The organism is Escherichia sp. Marseille-Q3837, assembly GCF_916618735.1.
Taxonomy (GTDB): domain Bacteria; phylum Pseudomonadota; class Gammaproteobacteria; order Enterobacterales; family Enterobacteriaceae; genus Escherichia; species Escherichia ruysiae.
Window position 1 is genome coordinate 656,345 of sequence record NZ_CAKAKC010000001.1, and the last position, 16,474, is coordinate 672,818.

Below are 16,474 nucleotides of genomic sequence, written 5' to 3' on the forward strand. Positions count from 1 at the left end.
TTGCAGGCTTAAGGGGACTTTCATGGCTAACTATTTTATTGATCGCCCGGTTTTTGCCTGGGTACTTGCCATTATTTTGATGCTCGCAGGCGGTCTGGCGATCATGAACTTACCGGTTGCGCAATATCCGCAGATTGCGCCGCCAACCATCACCGTCAGCGCCACCTATCCGGGCGCTGATGCGCAAACAGTAGAAGACTCGGTCACTCAGGTGATTGAGCAAAATATGAATGGGCTTGATGGCCTGATGTATATGTCATCAACCAGCGATGCAGCAGGTAATGCATCCATCACCCTGACCTTTGAGACGGGAACATCGCCCGATATCGCGCAGGTTCAGGTACAAAATAAACTGCAACTCGCCATGCCATCGCTCCCCGAAGCGGTACAGCAACAAGGAATTAGCGTCAATAAATCGAGCAGCAATATCCTGATGGTGGCGGCGTTTATCTCTGATAACGGCAGCCTCAACCAGTACGACATCGCGGACTATGTGGCGTCTAATATTAAAGACCCTCTAAGCCGTACCGCAGGCGTCGGTAGCGTACAGCTCTTTGGTTCAGAGTATGCCATGCGTATCTGGCTGGATCCGCAAAAACTCAATAAATACAATCTCGTTCCTTCTGATGTTATTTCCCAAATCAAAGTACAAAACAACCAGATTTCCGGCGGTCAACTGGGGGGGATGCCACAGGCGGCAGACCAGCAACTGAACGCCTCAATCATTGTGCAGACGCGTCTACAAACGCCGGAAGAATTTGGCAAAATCCTGCTAAAAGTTCAGCAAGATGGTTCGCAAGTATTGCTGCGCGACGTTGCTCGCGTCGAGCTGGGGGCGGAAGATTATTCCACCGTGGCGCGCTATAACGGCAAACCTGCTGCCGGTATCGCCATCAAACTGGCTACCGGGGCAAACGCGCTCGATACCTCGCGGGCAGTAAAAGCAGAACTCAACCGCTTATCAGCCTATTTCCCCGCCAGCCTGAAGACGGTTTATCCTTACGACACCACACCGTTTATCCAAATTTCAATTCAGGAAGTTTTCAAAACGCTGGTTGAGGCGATCATCCTCGTCTTCCTGGTCATGTACCTGTTTTTACAAAACATTCGCGCTACGATTATCCCGACTATCGCCGTGCCGGTGGTTATTCTCGGTACGTTCGCGATTTTGTCGGCGGTCGGTTTTACCATCAACACCCTCACCATGTTCGGGATGGTGTTAGCTATAGGGCTTCTGGTAGATGACGCCATCGTGGTGGTGGAAAACGTCGAGCGCGTGATAGCGGAAGATAAACTGCCGCCGCAGGAAGCGACGCATAAATCGATGGGGCAAATCCAGCGTGCGTTGGTCGGGATTGCCGTTGTTCTGTCCGCCGTGTTTATGCCAATGGCCTTTATGAGCGGCGCGACCGGGGAAATTTATCGCCAGTTCTCCATTACGCTGATTTCATCCATGTTGCTTTCGGTGTTTGTGGCGATGAGCCTGACCCCGGCACTTTGCGCCACCATTCTGAAAGCCGCACCGGAAGGTGGTCACAAACCGAACGCCTTGTTCGAACGCTTCAACCATCTGTTTGAAAAATCGACTCAGCACTATACCGACAGCACCCGCTCACTGCTGCGTTGCACTGGTCGTTACATGGTGGTTTACCTGCTGATTTGTGCGGGGATGGCGGTGCTGTTCCTGCGTACACCGACCTCTTTCTTACCGGAAGAGGATCAGGGGGTCTTTATGACCACCGCGCAGTTACCGTCAGGTTCCACCATGGTTAACACCACGAAAGTGCTGCAACAGGTGACAGATTACTATCTGACAAAAGAGAAAAATAATGTCCAGTCGGTGTTTACCGTTGGCGGCTTTGGCTTCAGCGGTCAGGGGCAAAACAACGGTCTGGCGTTTATCAGCCTCAAGCCGTGGTCTGAACGTGTCGGCGAGGAAAACTCAGTGACCGCAATCATTCAGCGGGCAATGGTGGCTCTGAGCAGTATCAATAAAGCGATGATTTTCCCGTTCAACTTACCTGCGGTAGCGGAGCTGGGTACAGCATCAGGTTTTGATATGGAACTACTGGACAACGGCAACCTGGGGCACGAAAAGCTGACCCAGGCGAGAAACGAGTTGTTGTCGCTGGCAGCACAATCACCCGATCAGGTAACAGCGGTTCGCCCGAACGGCCTGGAAGATACACCGATGTTCAAAGTGAACGTCAACGCCGCGAAAGCCGAAGCGATGGGCGTGGAACTGTCTGATATCAACCAGACCCTCTCTACCGCCTTCGGCAGTAGCTACGTCAATGACTTCCTCAATCAGGGGCGTGTGAAAAAAGTGTATGTCCAGGCAGGAACGCCGTTCCGTATGCTGCCGGACAACATCAACCAATGGTATGTACGCAACGCCTCTGGCACGATGGCGCCGCTTTCTGCCTATTCTTCAACAGAATGGACCTACGGTTCGCCGCGACTGGAACGTTACAACGGCATTCCGTCGATGGAGATTTTAGGGGAAGCCGCTGCCGGGAAAAGTACCGGTGACGCAATGAAATTTATGGCGGATCTGGTCGCTAAACTTCCGGCGGGCGTCGGCTACTCCTGGACCGGGTTGTCATATCAGGAAGCGTTATCATCCAACCAGGCTCCCGCACTGTATGCCATTTCACTGGTCGTGGTGTTCCTCGCCCTCGCCGCGCTGTATGAAAGCTGGTCAATTCCGTTCTCGGTGATGTTAGTTGTACCGTTGGGTGTCATTGGTGCATTACTGGCAACTGACCTGCGCGGCTTAAGCAATGACGTCTACTTTCAGGTCGGATTGCTGACCACCATCGGGCTTTCCGCCAAGAACGCCATCCTGATCGTCGAATTTGCGGTTGAGATGATGCAGAAAGAAGGCAAAACACCGGTAGAAGCGATTATCGAAGCGGCGCGGATGCGTTTACGCCCAATCCTCATGACCTCTCTGGCCTTTATTCTCGGCGTACTGCCGCTGGTTATCAGTCATGGCGCAGGTTCCGGCGCACAAAACGCGGTAGGTACAGGCGTTATGGGGGGGATGTTTGCAGCAACTGTGCTGGCAATTTACTTCGTTCCCGTCTTTTTTGTCGTTGTGGAACATCTCTTTGCCCGCTTTAAAAAAGCGTAACGTATGAATGAGAGTAAGGTTGAACATGAGCGTTCAGCCTTACTCTTTCCTCGCAACCACTCACTACTCAACAACCAGCTAATCGTGAGGAATACCAGACTTAACAAACAGCAGTGAAAGTAGAAACCACTCCAGCCATTGGTCATCAATTTGAACAGCACAATACAGACCAGCATTCCCGTAATTATATGAATTGTTAGCTTAATAATCCCAAACATGCCGCGTCTTTTCCTCCTGAAAATACTAATACCCGTTTGCGAACTGCCAAAGAGAACTTGCCGTTGGTTCCGGCAGAGATAATCAGGAAAGATTTTTACATGCAGCGACTGTGAGATCCTGACCAATACCCAAATGAGATATGCAATCAGGAGAAGGTTCCCGGCGAATGCTGTGCAAACTGATGTGGTGTGACGCCATAATATTGTCGAAATGTATTTATAAAGTACGACGTACTGCTATACCCACATTTTTCAGCAATGGTATGTAGAGGAACTTGCCGTAACTCAAGTAGTCTTCTGGCCATCGACATCCTCGAGGCGAGTAATATTTTACTGAAGCAAGTATTTTCTTCCTGCAACTTTTTTTTGATTAAGCTCTCACTGGTATACATTGTTTCTGCGATATCACGCAGATACCAACGCCTGGCTATATCAAAGCTAATAATACGTTCAACTTTCCCCGATACAGTGCTGATACTGTTAAAAAGTAAAGGGATAAGCTCTTTCTTATGAGAAAACATTGATAAGCAGGAAAGATAGAGCATATTGCTCAATATAGGAGAATTTACAGCGGATTTAGCAAAACTATCAAAAATCGCTATCACCAGAGGCATTGGCGGTTCTGGGTTAATTAATAAACGATTTTTGTTATGTAGCCCCAAATTATGTGGTGCCTGACGAATATTTTGTAAGTAATGACAAACCGTCAGCTCATCGATATCCAAACGTCGCGTATCATGTGAACAAAACGAAAAATCGTCTGCCAAATTTTTCTCCAGTAGTAGAATACTCGCTTTGTTCAACGATATTTTTTGCTGTTCATGATAAATATCAAACGAACGGCAGGCGAGGATCACCGAGCAAACATGAGCCATGACTATCCCTTATATTCCATTACTGCGATTATTTCAATTTCAGTATACTGATGAAATGATGCCTGACTGTTCTTCAGGACTAAAACTGCCATATTTAGTAGGATCATACTTTACCTATTACGCAAATTTGCATAACAGTTAATTAGAAATAAGTAAATACAATAATAATATATTTTTAAAAATCGTATAGCCTATGTTTATAAAAATTTGGCTGATCTTATCTCCAGCAAACGTTATATTTAACTTACTGAGAGCACAAAAGTTTCCCGTGCCAACAGGGAGTGTTATAACGGTTTATTAGTCTGGAGACGGCAGACTATCCTCTTCCCGGTCCCCTATGCCGGGTTTTTTTTATGTTCGGGCAGACGTTGTAATCTTATTCTTACAGCCGAACTCTAAAATTTTCTTCTGTAACAAGTCTTGCCATTGAGTCGCCATTGAACTTTCCTTGTGCTATTTGTTCCTGATACTCTGTGGGTGTCATCCCATAATAATTTCGAAAAACGTAAATAAAATATGACATGCTGTTATAGCCACAGGACATTGCCACGCGTTTTATTGGAATACCAGGCATTACAACAAGTTGTAATGCACGCTGCATTCTACATGCGGTGAGCAGTTGTGAATAAGACGTATCTTCTTCACGCAATTTTTTCTTTAACAGACTCTGACTCATCAGTAACTCGTTGGCGATCTGTGATAATGTCCATTGATGAGCGATATTATTGTTGATAACTGTACAAACTCGCGTGCGCGTATTGGGATGTAATATGTTCACCAGTAGCGGTATAAACTGCTCATCCTCAAGAAAAACGGACAATAATGCAAATATTAATGCTCTTTTGCGCAATACCTCACCATAGCGGAGATTAGTTTGCTGCGAGAGTTGCATAACTTCCTGAAAAAATGGAATTTCTCTGGCACAGTGGTGAATAATTAACGAAGGTACTTTTTTATGAGCATGAAAATTTAACACCTCCTCCTTGAGAATCTGGAGGAATAATGAAAGCGTTTCCTTCGTGACAAATACTATATTTTCTAAGGAATTAGAAACTAAAACATGATTTGCATCCGCGCAGACCAAATCACCGCCATTAAAATAGCGATATTCACCATCAGCCATGGTGAGAATATATTTATGTCTTGCGTACGCAATGAGACAAGTGCCATGTTGTGATTGCATAGTTGACTTAATATAACATAAACATATTACTGTTTATTAATGTAGCACGCATTATATCTAAGTCAAATTTACTGGCATATAAATTTAAACGAAGCGGTGAGAAAAATGATAATGAGTGGAATAAATTACGCAGAATTATGGTGTTTATAATACAAAAAATGAATAGATAAAAATGCAAGATAATGAATACCAGGCGAATAATACCTTAAGGTGATATTTCACTTATATCATTATAATTTATAAACATTCATACATTATACAACTTAATAACAATATGAATATAAACCAATATTTCCGGGTTATATTCTGGTCGAACTCTCAGCCCCGGCTTGCTAGCCGGGGCTGAGATTCCTTATAACATCCTGTTATCAGGTATGTTTAAAGCTGTTCTGCTGAGCAATACCCTGCAGTTTCGGGTGATCGCTGAGATATTTCAGGGAGGCTTTGTAGTCTTCCAGCAACAATTCAGCGAAGTCCATTTCGAAACCACGACGGCACATAATACGCATCACCACAATGTCGGTGGCTTCACCGCCGAGGGTAAAGGCCGGAACCTGCCAGCCGCGCAGACGCAGACGTTCAGAGAGGTCATACAGGGTGTATCCCGGATTTTCCCCGTCTTTCAGTTTGAAGCAAACCGCCGGAATACCTTCGTCCGGGCGACCTGTACAGATGAACTCATACGGTCCCAGTTTAGCGATTTCATCCGCCAGGTAAGTGGCGACCTGATAAGAGGCGTTTTGTACTTTGGTGTAACCCTCACGACCGAGGCGCAGAAATTCATAGTATTGCGCAATCACCTGACCGGCAGGGCGAGAGAAGTTGATGGCGAAAGTCCCGATTTGCCCGCCAAGATAGTCAACGTTGAACACCAGTTCTTTCGGCAGTGCTTCTTCATCACGCCAGATAACCCAGCCGCAGCCCAGCGGAGCCAGACCGAATTTATGGCCTGAAGCACTGATCGATTTCACGCGCGGCAGGCGGAAGTCCCAGACAATATCCGGAGCCACGAACGGTGCCAGGAAGCCACCGCTGGCGGCGTCGATGTGCATGTCGATGTCGATACCGGTGTCGGCCTGGAATTTATCCAGCGCATCGTGCAGCGGTTGCGGGAACTCATAGTTACCGGTGTAGGTCACACCAAAAGTCGGCACCACGCCGATGGTGTTTTCGTCGCAGGCTTCAATCATGCGTTTCGGATCCATGAACAACTGACCGGGGCGCATAGGGATCTCGCGCAGTTCCACATCCCAGTAGCGGGCAAATTTATGCCAGCAGATTTGCACCGGCCCGCACACCAGGTTGGGTTTATCGGTCGGTTTACCTGCGGCTTCCATTCGTTTGCGCCAACGCCATTTCATTGCCATCCCACCGAGCATACAGGCCTCGGAAGAACCAATGGTGTTGGTGCCAACGGCCTGACCGTTTTTCGGCGCAGGCGCGTGCCACAGGTCGGCAACCATGTTTACACAACGCAGGTCGATAGCTGCGGACTGCGGATATTCTTCTTTATCGATCCAGTTTTTGTTGATCGACAGATCCATCAGCTTATGAACATTTTCGTCGTCCCAGGTCTGGCAAAATGTGGCAAGGTTTTGTCGGGCATTGCCATCCAGGTATAATTCATCATTGATAATCTGGAATGCGATGTCATCGCGCATTTCGTGCAGCGGAAAACGTTTAGATTCCGCGGGTGATGCTGCCAACTTACTGATTTAGTGTATGATGGTGTTTTTGAGGTGCTCCAGTGGCTTCTGTTTCTATCAGCTGTCCCTCCTGTTCAGCTACTGACGGGGTGGTGCGTAACGGCAAAAGCACTGCCGGACATCAGCGCTATCTCTGCTCTCACTGCCGTAAAACATGGCAACTGCAGTTCACTTACACCGCTTCTCAACCCGGTACGCACCAGAAAATCATTGATATGGCCATGAATGGCGTTGGATGCCGGGCAACCGCCCGCATTATGGGCGTTGGCCTCAACACGATTTTCCGCCATTTAAAAAACTCAGGCCGCAGTCGGTAACCTCGCGCATACAGCCGGGCAGTGACGTCATCGTCTGCGCGGAAATGGACGAACAGTGGGGATACGTCGGGGCTAAATCGCGCCAGCGCTGGCTGTTTTACGCGTATGACAGGCTCCGGAAGACGGTTGTTGCGCACGTATTCGGTGAACGCACTATGGCGACGCTGGGGCGTCTTATGAGCCTGCTGTCACCCTTTGACGTGGTGATATGGATGACGGATGGCTGGCCGCTGTATGAATCCCGCCTGAAGGGAAAGCTGCACGTAATCAGCAAGCGATATACGCAGCGAATTGAGCGGCATAACCTGAATCTGAGGCAGCACCTGGCACGGCTGGGACGGAAGTCGCTGTCGTTCTCAAAATCGGTGGAGCTGCATGACAAAGTCATCGGGCATTATCTGAACATAAAACACTATCAATAAGTTGGAGTCATTACCGATTCCGCGATAGTGGAAATTGCCTTTGCGCCAAAACGCGAGTCGAGTAGTTCTGAGCGGAAATCCGTTAACAGCTTCTGGTCCATTTCGAACTCCTTAAATTTATTTGAAGGCAATAAAAAAGTAGGATTTATCTGGAATGGACGCAAGGCGTTACGGGTGTAATTTAAATAACAAAATCCTAAACAGAAAAAAGGCTTTTTATAATATAAACATTTAACATGATAATATTAAAAACAGACTTTATTATCGTAATAAAAATCGCCCAAACATTCCTGTCGGGCGATCGAATTAATTATTGTTTATCCTGCATATACGGTGTGTAAACTCCGTTCAGGCTGTGCAAGAAAGCCACGATATCATCCACATCCTCCTGCGGCAGCTCTTTACCGACCTGGTAGCGCAGCATCAGTTTCACCGCCCCGTCCAGCGTCGGCACATCACCGCGATGGAAGTACGGTGCCGTTAGCGCAACGTTACGCAAACCGGGTACTTTCTGACGCAGTTTATCGCGTTCTTCTTTAGTTACATTCATACGGCCAATATCTGCCGCCGTAATTTCACCAAAATTAAAGTCTTTTTTCAGACCCAGCGGTTCGAAGGAACGTCCACCGAGAATAATACCGCCATGACACGTTGCACACTTATTATCTTTAAATAATTGATAACCTTTTTTCTGCTGCGCCGTCAGCGCATTTTCATCACCACGCAACCATTTATCAAACGGTGAATCCGGCGTAATTAATGTTTTCTCAAATTCAGCAATTGCGTCAGTAATATTTTCACCACTGAAACCTTGCGGATAAACTTTGAGGAACTGCGCTTTCAGCACAGGATCTTTTTCCAACTTCGCAATGATTTCGTCCCAGGATTTGGACGCCATTTCAATCGGATTCAGCGGCGGCCCACCCGCCTGATCCTGCAATGTTGCCGCACGACCATCCCAGAACTGCTCAACGTTAAATACTGAGTTAAATACCGTCGGCGCGTTAATCGGCCCAACTGCGCCACCAACACCAATCGATGTTTTTCTGCCATCGACGCCCCCCGCATTCAACGCATGGCAATGAGCGCATGAAATGGTGCTATCAGCCGATAAACGGGGATCGTGATACAGCGCAAAACCCAACGCCACTTTTTGCGCATCGGTAGGCAGTTTTTGCGGGATGGGCTGCACCGGTTCATTGCGATGCTCCGGCGCAGTGTCATTACTGGCGTAATATTCCGCGCGCTGTTTTGCAATCCAGGCCAGTATTTCCGCCCGCTCTTCATCACTCACCTTACCCGCCCAGTGTAGCGCGGTATAACGCGTTGGTGGCATAGTTTCATACTGCATCACCCATTCAATCTTGTTCAGATCGCTTTGCGAAACGGGTTTATCTGCCAGCAGAGCCGCACGCACTGCCTCGAGGTTAAAAGATTTATATCCGAGCCTAATGTCGTAATCCATCAACTGTTTCGCGCCAGGAATATAATAATAGACGGGTAATTCTGCGGAAGGCGTATGGCAATAGTCGCATCCTTTTTCGCGGAGAAAACCTAAAACCTTATTATTTTCACTGACAGCTGATGCCTGAACATTAGCCTGTTTACTGCGTTTATTATCGTGGTACCACACATAACCAGATAATCCTAAATAGCAAATCGCGACGCCAGCCAGGCCGATCGCGGTAATACGTGAGACCATTTTCATTATTCTTCCCTCACGGTAGTGAGTTATTGTGACCCAGAAAATTTTCCAGAATGCTGCAAACGTCTCTGCGAGACAAAGCCATCATAAAAAACAGGGAGATACGCTTTTTGATAGGAATCAATCAATTACATGAATATAAACTATCAATAAGATAGCCTGTGCCTATTACCCAGATCAGGAATGGCATATCATGATTACGGGGGAGACCATGATTGAATGTTCTGAAAATGAAAAACAACACGAAATCCGTATTTTTATAAATTCCATTGATATTAGCGCGTTATATTTTTTGTCCCATTAATAAACGTGATCCACCGCACGCTTCGTCGCCCATCGACCGGAGCGAATGACTACGCTTAAAGGAAAGCCGATAATTAGCGACGAATTTCGGAGGTCGGATCCTTATGCTCAATCAGAAAATTCAAAACCCTAATCCAGACGAACTGACGATCGAGGTCGATCTCTGTTATGAGCTGGACCCGTATGAATTAAAACTGGATGAGATGATCGAGGCAGAGCCAGAACCCGAAATGATTGAGGGGCTGCCAGCCTCTGACGCACTAACACCTGCTGACCGCTATCTCGAACTTTTCGAACATGTCCAGTCAGCAAAAATTTTCCCCGACAGTAAAACGTTTCCTGACTGCGCTCCCAAAATGGACCCGCTGGATATCTTAATCCGCTATCGTAAAGTGCGCCGTCATCGTGATTTCGATTTGCGCCGATTCGTTGAAAATCACTTCTGGTTACCGGAGATTTACTCCAGTGAATATGTATCGAACCCGCAAAACTCACTGAAAGAGCATATCGACCAGCTATGGCCGGTATTAACCCGCGAGCCACAGGATCACATCCCGTGGTCTTCTCTGCTGGCGCTGCCGCAGTCGTACATTGTTCCAGGGGGTCGTTTTAGCGAAACCTACTACTGGGATTCCTATTTCACCATGCTGGGGCTGGCGGAAAGCGGGCGTGAAGATTTGCTGAAATGCATGGCCGATAACTTCGCCTGGATGATCGAAAACTATGGGCACATCCCCAACGGCAACCGCACCTATTATTTGAGCCGCTCGCAGCCACCGGTGTTCGCGCTGATGGTGGAGCTGTTTGAAGAAGATGGTGTACGCGGCGCGCGCCGTTACCTTGAGCATCTTAAAATGGAATATGCCTTCTGGATGGACGGCGCAGAATCGCTGATCCCTAATCAGGCCTATCGCCATGTTGTGCGAATGCCCGACGGATCGCTGCTCAACCGTTACTGGGACGATCGCGACACGCCGCGTGACGAATCCTGGCTTGAAGACGTAGAAACCGCAAAACATTCTGGTCGCCCGCCCAACGAGGTGTACCGCGATTTACGCGCGGGCGCAGCTTCTGGCTGGGATTACTCTTCCCGTTGGCTGCGAGACGCGGGTCGCCTGGCGAGCATTCGTACCACTCAGTTCATCCCCATCGATCTTAATGCTTTCCTGTTTAAACTGGAGAGCGCCATCGCCAACATCTCGTCGCTGAAAGGCGATAAGGAGACGGAAACGCTGTTCCGCCAGAAAGCCAATGCCCGCCGCGATGCGGTAAACCATTATCTCTGGGATGATGAAAATGGTATCTACCGCGATTACGACTGGCGGCGCGAACAGCAGGCACTCTTTTCCGCTGCTGCCATTGTGCCGTTATATGTGGGCATGGCGAACCATGAACAGGCCGACCGTCTGGCAAATGCCGTGCGAAGCCGATTACTGACGCCGGGCGGGATTCTGGCAAGCGAGTATGAAACCGGTGAACAGTGGGATAAACCCAACGGCTGGGCACCGTTACAATGGATGGCGATTCAGGGATTTAAAATGTACGGTGATGACCATCTGGGTGATGAGATTGCGCGTAGCTGGCTGAAGACGGTGAATCAGTTCTATCTGGAACAGCACAAACTGATCGAGAAATACCATATTGCCGATGGTATCCCCCGCGAGGGCGGCGGGGGCGAATATCCATTGCAGGATGGCTTTGGCTGGACCAACGGTGTGGTACGCCGTTTAATTGGTTTATACGGCGAACCATAATATTTTTTACAGCCAGCCACTAACGTCCTACTGGCTGTAAAATTATCCTCTTCAGGAGGAGATATTTAGCATCATCGCCGCCTGGGTACGATTTTTCACTTCCAGACGGCGATAGAGCGATTCCAGGTGCGCTTTTACCGTTCCGGTGCTGATATTTAATGCCCGACCAATCTCTTTATTCGATTCGCCCGCCGCCAGCATGGTTAAAATTTCCCGCTGGCGGGCGCTTAACGATTTGAGATCTTTCGTATCCTTTTCCGGCGTGGTTCGCCAGTCACCGGGCAGAAACATCATTCCCATCGCCGCACTATTGACCGCCAACACAAACGTATCGATCGAAGAATCACGCGGTACAATCGCCATCACATTGAAATGAATAACCTCCTGCAACCATCGTTTGTTGCAATCCGAAGCCGTGATTAACACCTTAACCTCAGGAAATTGCACCACGGTTTTTTGCAACAACCAGTAGCAAAACTCCCCATCCTGATCGCCATCGAGCATAACTAAGGCTTCAGGGTAGCTTTCCAGCTTTTGCCATAACTCGTCTGCCTGACCGACGCCCTGAATACCTACGCCTGGAATACGTTGCTGTAAACTGATTTTCATTCCATGAATAAATATTGACTGCCTGTCAAACATGATTATTTGCATTACTGAATCTCCACCTGAATACGTTAAAAAGACTTAAGTAGTGGAAGGGTATTACCCGAGAGACAAAATAAGAATTCGCCATTTGGCGGAGGCCATTCTACAGAGATGAAAGACAGAAAATAGTTACCGATATAAATAGTTACAGCTAAACGCCTGAAATTACATGTCGAGGGCACTATTTAAAAAAATCTTAAGGAATTCCTTATATTTTCGCGCCACGTTCCGATTAACCAGGCCAATTTAGCGCACGCTTTAATAGCATCCATAGTTTAAGAAAGTGACTGGATTACGCACAAATACACAATGTTGTATGTCCGCATTTTATAAAACGAATCAAAATTTTGGCTTTGTGTTGGTTATTTCTCTATGCCGAGACGCGAATCCGCCTTTGATTCTCTAAAATCGCCTCACTTTCAACGTTGCATCGTTGTGAAATCATGCATTAGATGTTAGAAAAACAATAAATAATGCGATATACGCGTTACTGTTTCGCTGTGAACAACAATCGGTAAAAGAAATGGATAAAATTCACGCAATGCAGTTGTTCATCAAGGTTGCGGAGCTGGAGAGTTTTTCCCGCGCGGCGGATTTCTTTGCATTGCCAAAAGGAAGCGTTTCGCGCCAGATACAGGCACTGGAACATCAACTTGGCACCCAGCTTCTCCAGCGCACCACGCGACGGGTCAAACTCACACCTGATGGCATGACCTATTACCAACGGGCAAAAGATGTGTTGAGTAATCTCAACGAACTGGACGGTTTATTTCAGCAGGGCGCCACCAGCATCAGCGGTAAATTGCGCATCGATATCCCATCCGGGATGGCAAAAACCCTGCTACTGCCGCGTCTGCCCGAATTTCTCCATCAATATCCGGGAATTGAACTGGAATTAAGCAGCAATGACCGTCCGGTAGATATTCTTCATGATGGCTTTGATTGCGTAGTACGCACGGGAACGTTGCCCGACGATGGACTCATCACCCGTCCCCTCGGCAAACTGACGATGGTCAACTGCGCCAGTCCGCACTATCTGACGCGCTTTGGTTATCCGCAAAGTCCCGACGACCTGACTTCGCACGCGGTAGTGCATTACACGCCACATCTGGGCGCGCATCCGTTGGGTTTTGAGGTTGCCAGTGTTAATGGCGTCCAGTGGTTTAAGTCCGGCGGTATGTTGACGGTAAACAGTAGAGAAAACTATCTTGCCGCCGGTCTGGCGGGACTGGGGATTATTCAGATCCCCCGCGTCACCGTACGCGAAGCCCTACGCGCCAGACAGCTTATCGAAGTGTTACCCAACTACCGCGCCGAACCACGTTCCATTTCTCTGGTTTACCCACAGCGTCGGGAGCTTTCCCGCCGTGTAAACCTGTTTATGCAGTGGCTGGCTGGCGTGATGAAAGAGTACCTGGACTGACCGACTATACTTTTTAAGAAAGACAACGACAGAAGGACTAAAGAGCGGATGACGCAGGAAAACGAGATCAAACGTCCCACCCAGGATCTGGAGCACGAGCCAATTAAGCATCTGGATAATAGCGATAAAGGCGGCAAAGTTAGCCAGGCGCTGGAAACCGTCACCACCACCGCCGAAAAAATCCAACGCCAACCGATCATCGCACACCTTATTCGCGCGACAGAACGCTTTAACGATCGGCTGGGTAACCAGTTTGGTGCGGCTATCACCTATTTCTCGTTTTTGTCGATGATCCCGATTTTGATGGTGTCGTTTGCCGCAGGGGGTTTTGTGCTGGCCTCCCATCCGATGCTGTTACAGGATATCTTCGATAAGATTCTGCAAAACATCAGCGATCCGACGCTTGCCGCCACGTTGAAAAACACCATCAACACTGCCGTTCAGCAGCGTACTACCGTAGGACTTGTCGGGTTAGCCGTGGCGCTATACTCCGGCATCAACTGGATGGGGAATTTACGTGAAGCAATTCGCGCCCAATCGCGCGATGTCTGGGAACGTTCGCCGCAAGATCAGGAGAAGTTCTGGGTAAAATATCTGCGTGACTTTATTTCGCTGATTGGTTTGTTGATTGCGCTGATTGTGACGCTTTCGATCACCTCGGTTGCCGGTTCTGCGCAACAAATGATTATTAGCGCGCTGCACCTTAATAGCATTGAGTGGCTGAAACCGACGTGGCGGTTGATTGGTCTGGCGATTTCTATCTTTGCCAACTATCTGCTTTTCTTTTGGATCTTCTGGCGCCTGCCACGCCACCGTCCGCGTAGAAAGGCGCTGATTCGCGGGACATTCCTCGCAGCGATTGGTTTTGAAGTGATTAAAATCGTGATGACCTACACCCTGCCGTCGTTGATGAAATCCCCGTCTGGCGCAGCATTTGGTTCCGTGCTGGGGCTGATGGCGTTTTTCTACTTCTTTGCTCGTCTGACGCTGTTTTGTGCGGCGTGGATTGCCACCGCCGAGTACAAAGATGACCCGCGAATGCCGGGGAAAACGCAGCCTTAAAATATGCCGGATGCGGCGTAAACGCCTTATTCGGCCTGGCTCCCCGTAGGCCGGATAAAATGTGCCAGCATCGCATCCGGCTATAATGCGCACATAACCTCTTGAAACTCTTCCCCAGAGCCTCTTAAGCCATCTATTTAGGAGCAAACAATTTCATTCCAACTCATAACCCCAGCATATAAATCCAGTTGGTAACTTTTATTTAACCTAAAACCAGTTTTATTGACTATTTATGAAATTGTGTGAAGCATTTCATAGAAGAAAAATCACCAGCCTAAACATTATTCCCTTTTTGCCTGGTTTTTGACCATTTCCGCGATTTGTTACACATTGAAATATCACTTTTGCTGTGCGTAATATGGCTATTCGTTAGCCAAAAAATAAGAAAAGATTATGCAAGCAACAGCCACAACACTCGAAAATAACCAGGAATTCACGCCGGTAAACTCGCGTAATAAAGTCCTTGTCGCCTCTCTCATTGGCACGGCCATTGAGTTCTTCGACTTTTATATTTACGCCACTGCGGCCGTTATTGTGTTTCCGCATATCTTCTTCCCGCAGGGCGATCCTACGGCAGCAACGCTCCAGTCGCTCGCCACCTTCGCCATTGCCTTCGTCGCGCGCCCCATCGGCTCTGCCGTATTTGGTCATTTTGGCGATCGCGTTGGACGTAAAGCGACGCTGGTCGCCTCGTTGCTAACGATGGGAATTTCGACAGTGGTGATTGGTCTGTTGCCGGGCTATGCCACGATTGGTATTTTCGCCCCGCTGCTGCTGGCGCTGGCTCGATTTGGTCAGGGGCTGGGTTTAGGCGGTGAATGGGGCGGCGCGGCGCTGCTGGCAACTGAAAACGCCCCGCCGCGCAAACGTGCATTGTACGGCTCCTTCCCGCAACTGGGCGCACCGATTGGCTTCTTCTTTGCCAACGGCACTTTCTTGCTGCTTTCCTGGCTACTGACCGACGAACAGTTTATGAGCTGGGGCTGGCGCGTACCGTTTATCTTCTCGGCGGTGCTGGTGATTATCGGCCTGTATGTCCGCGTTTCACTGCATGAGTCGCCGGTGTTTGAGAAAGTCGCTAAAGCGAAAAAGCAGGTGAAAATCCCGCTGGGTACGCTGCTGACCAAACATGTTCGCGTAACCGTACTGGGTACGTTCATTATGCTGGCAACCTATACGCTGTTTTACATCATGACCGTCTACTCGATGACCTTTAGTACCGCCGCCGCGCCAGTTGGGCTTGGCCTGCCGCGTAACGAAGTATTGTGGATGCTGATGATGGCAGTGATTGGTTTTGGCGTGATGGTGCCAGTCGCCGGATTACTGGCTGATGCCTTTGGTCGCCGTAAAAGCATGGTAATCATCACGACGCTGATCATCCTGTTCGCGCTGTTCGCCTTTAACCCGTTGCTCGGTTCTGGCAACCCGATTCTGGTTTTTGCCTTCCTGCTGCTGGGGTTAAGTCTGATGGGGCTGACTTTCGGGCCGATGGGCGCGCTGTTGCCAGAACTGTTCCCGACGGAAGTGCGTTACACCGGAGCATCGTTCTCTTACAACGTATCGTCGATTCTTGGGGCTTCCGTTGCGCCGTATATCGCAGCCTGGTTGCAGACTAACTACGGGTTAGGCGCAGTGGGGTTATATCTGGCGGCGATGGCTGGCTTGACGTTAATTGCCTTGCTGCTGACGCATGAGACGCGGCATCAGTCGTTGTAAGTATCG

Annotated in this window: 10 protein-coding genes and 1 pseudogene; 6 read left to right on the forward strand and 5 right to left on the reverse strand. The window is 48.7% G+C overall.

Annotated features, from left to right (window positions below):
* Positions 1–22 precede the first annotated feature (22 nt).
* A complete protein-coding gene (gene mdtF / locus LG381_RS03165; RefSeq protein WP_000024839.1) occupies positions 23–3,136 on the forward strand; it encodes a multidrug efflux pump RND permease MdtF in 3,114 nt (1,037 codons plus the stop codon).
* A gap of 364 nt (positions 3,137–3,500) precedes the next feature.
* On the opposite strand, the gene gadW is transcribed toward mdtF, so the two are convergent.
* From gadW to LG381_RS03180, 3 genes and pseudogenes are all read right to left on the reverse strand, one after another.
* Positions 3,501–4,229: an acid resistance transcriptional activator GadW gene (gene gadW, locus LG381_RS03170; protein WP_000951545.1), complete on the reverse strand. Its 729-nt coding sequence runs from the start codon at positions 4,227–4,229 to the stop codon at positions 3,501–3,503.
* 382 nt (positions 4,230–4,611) lie between these two features.
* On the reverse strand, positions 4,612–5,412 hold the full coding sequence (gadX, locus tag LG381_RS03175) for a DNA-binding transcriptional regulator GadX (protein WP_225762015.1): 801 nt from the start codon (positions 5,410–5,412) through the stop codon (positions 4,612–4,614).
* A 368-nt stretch (positions 5,413–5,780) separates the two neighbouring features.
* Positions 5,781–7,112: pseudogene (locus LG381_RS03180) on the reverse strand (glutamate decarboxylase); the annotation flags it as partial.
* A 47-nt stretch (positions 7,113–7,159) separates the two neighbouring features.
* On the opposite strand from LG381_RS03180, the gene LG381_RS03185 reads away from it, so the two are divergent.
* Positions 7,160–7,857 (forward strand): IS1-like element IS1B family transposase gene (locus LG381_RS03185; protein ID WP_095033700.1). Its coding sequence is split into 2 segments (ribosomal slippage): positions 7,160–7,409 and positions 7,409–7,857, totalling 699 coding nucleotides; the frame shifts between segments, so codons are not numbered across the junction.
* Positions 7,858–8,167: 310 nt separating this feature from the next.
* Here LG381_RS03185 and ccp read toward each other — a convergent pair.
* On the reverse strand, positions 8,168–9,565 hold the full coding sequence (gene ccp / locus LG381_RS03190) for a cytochrome c peroxidase (RefSeq protein ID WP_225762016.1): 1,398 nt from the start codon (positions 9,563–9,565) through the stop codon (positions 8,168–8,170).
* A gap of 404 nt (positions 9,566–9,969) precedes the next feature.
* On the opposite strand from ccp, the gene LG381_RS03195 reads away from it, so the two are divergent.
* Positions 9,970–11,619 carry an alpha,alpha-trehalase gene (locus tag LG381_RS03195; RefSeq protein ID WP_000934236.1) on the forward strand — a complete coding sequence of 550 codons (1,650 nt, stop codon included), beginning with the start codon at positions 9,970–9,972 and terminating at the stop codon, positions 11,617–11,619.
* A 51-nt stretch (positions 11,620–11,670) separates the two neighbouring features.
* Here the strand turns inward: LG381_RS03195 and LG381_RS03200 are convergent, their stop codons facing one another.
* Complete coding sequence (locus tag LG381_RS03200; protein ID WP_001165764.1) at positions 11,671–12,273, reverse strand: LuxR C-terminal-related transcriptional regulator; 603 nt, start codon at positions 12,271–12,273, stop codon at positions 11,671–11,673.
* Positions 12,274–12,790: 517 nt separating this feature from the next.
* On the opposite strand from LG381_RS03200, the gene LG381_RS03205 reads away from it, so the two are divergent.
* The 3 genes from LG381_RS03205 (at position 12,791) to LG381_RS03215 (ending at position 16,468) form a co-directional block, all read left to right on the forward strand.
* Positions 12,791–13,690: a LysR family transcriptional regulator gene (locus tag LG381_RS03205; protein WP_032226745.1), complete on the forward strand. Its 900-nt coding sequence runs from the start codon at positions 12,791–12,793 to the stop codon at positions 13,688–13,690.
* Between the two features lie 48 nt (positions 13,691–13,738).
* The gene (gene yhjD / locus LG381_RS03210) at positions 13,739–14,752 is read left to right on the forward strand and encodes an inner membrane protein YhjD (protein ID WP_000191243.1); all 1,014 of its coding nucleotides are present in this window, start codon (positions 13,739–13,741) and stop codon (positions 14,750–14,752) included.
* A gap of 393 nt (positions 14,753–15,145) precedes the next feature.
* Positions 15,146–16,468, forward strand: coding sequence for an MFS transporter (locus LG381_RS03215; RefSeq protein WP_001149026.1), 1,323 nt, complete (start codon positions 15,146–15,148; stop codon positions 16,466–16,468).
* Positions 16,469–16,474 lie beyond the last annotated feature (6 nt).

What these genes read in the sequence shown, in the direction of transcription:
- mdtF (WP_000024839.1), top strand. Translation starts at nt 23, where the DNA reads ATGGCTAACTATTTTATTGATCGCCCGGTTTTTGCCTGGGTACTTGCC.
- gadW (WP_000951545.1), bottom strand. Translation starts at nt 4,229, where the DNA reads ATGGCTCATGTTTGCTCGGTGATCCTCGCCTGCCGTTCGTTTGATATT.
- gadX (WP_225762015.1), bottom strand. Translation starts at nt 5,412, where the DNA reads ATGCAATCACAACATGGCACTTGTCTCATTGCGTACGCAAGACATAAA.
- ccp (WP_225762016.1), bottom strand. Translation starts at nt 9,565, where the DNA reads ATGAAAATGGTCTCACGTATTACCGCGATCGGCCTGGCTGGCGTCGCG.
- LG381_RS03195 (WP_000934236.1), top strand. Translation starts at nt 9,970, where the DNA reads ATGCTCAATCAGAAAATTCAAAACCCTAATCCAGACGAACTGACGATC.
- LG381_RS03200 (WP_001165764.1), bottom strand. Translation starts at nt 12,273, where the DNA reads ATGCAAATAATCATGTTTGACAGGCAGTCAATATTTATTCATGGAATG.
- LG381_RS03205 (WP_032226745.1), top strand. Translation starts at nt 12,791, where the DNA reads ATGGATAAAATTCACGCAATGCAGTTGTTCATCAAGGTTGCGGAGCTG.
- yhjD (WP_000191243.1), top strand. Translation starts at nt 13,739, where the DNA reads ATGACGCAGGAAAACGAGATCAAACGTCCCACCCAGGATCTGGAGCAC.
- LG381_RS03215 (WP_001149026.1), top strand. Translation starts at nt 15,146, where the DNA reads ATGCAAGCAACAGCCACAACACTCGAAAATAACCAGGAATTCACGCCG.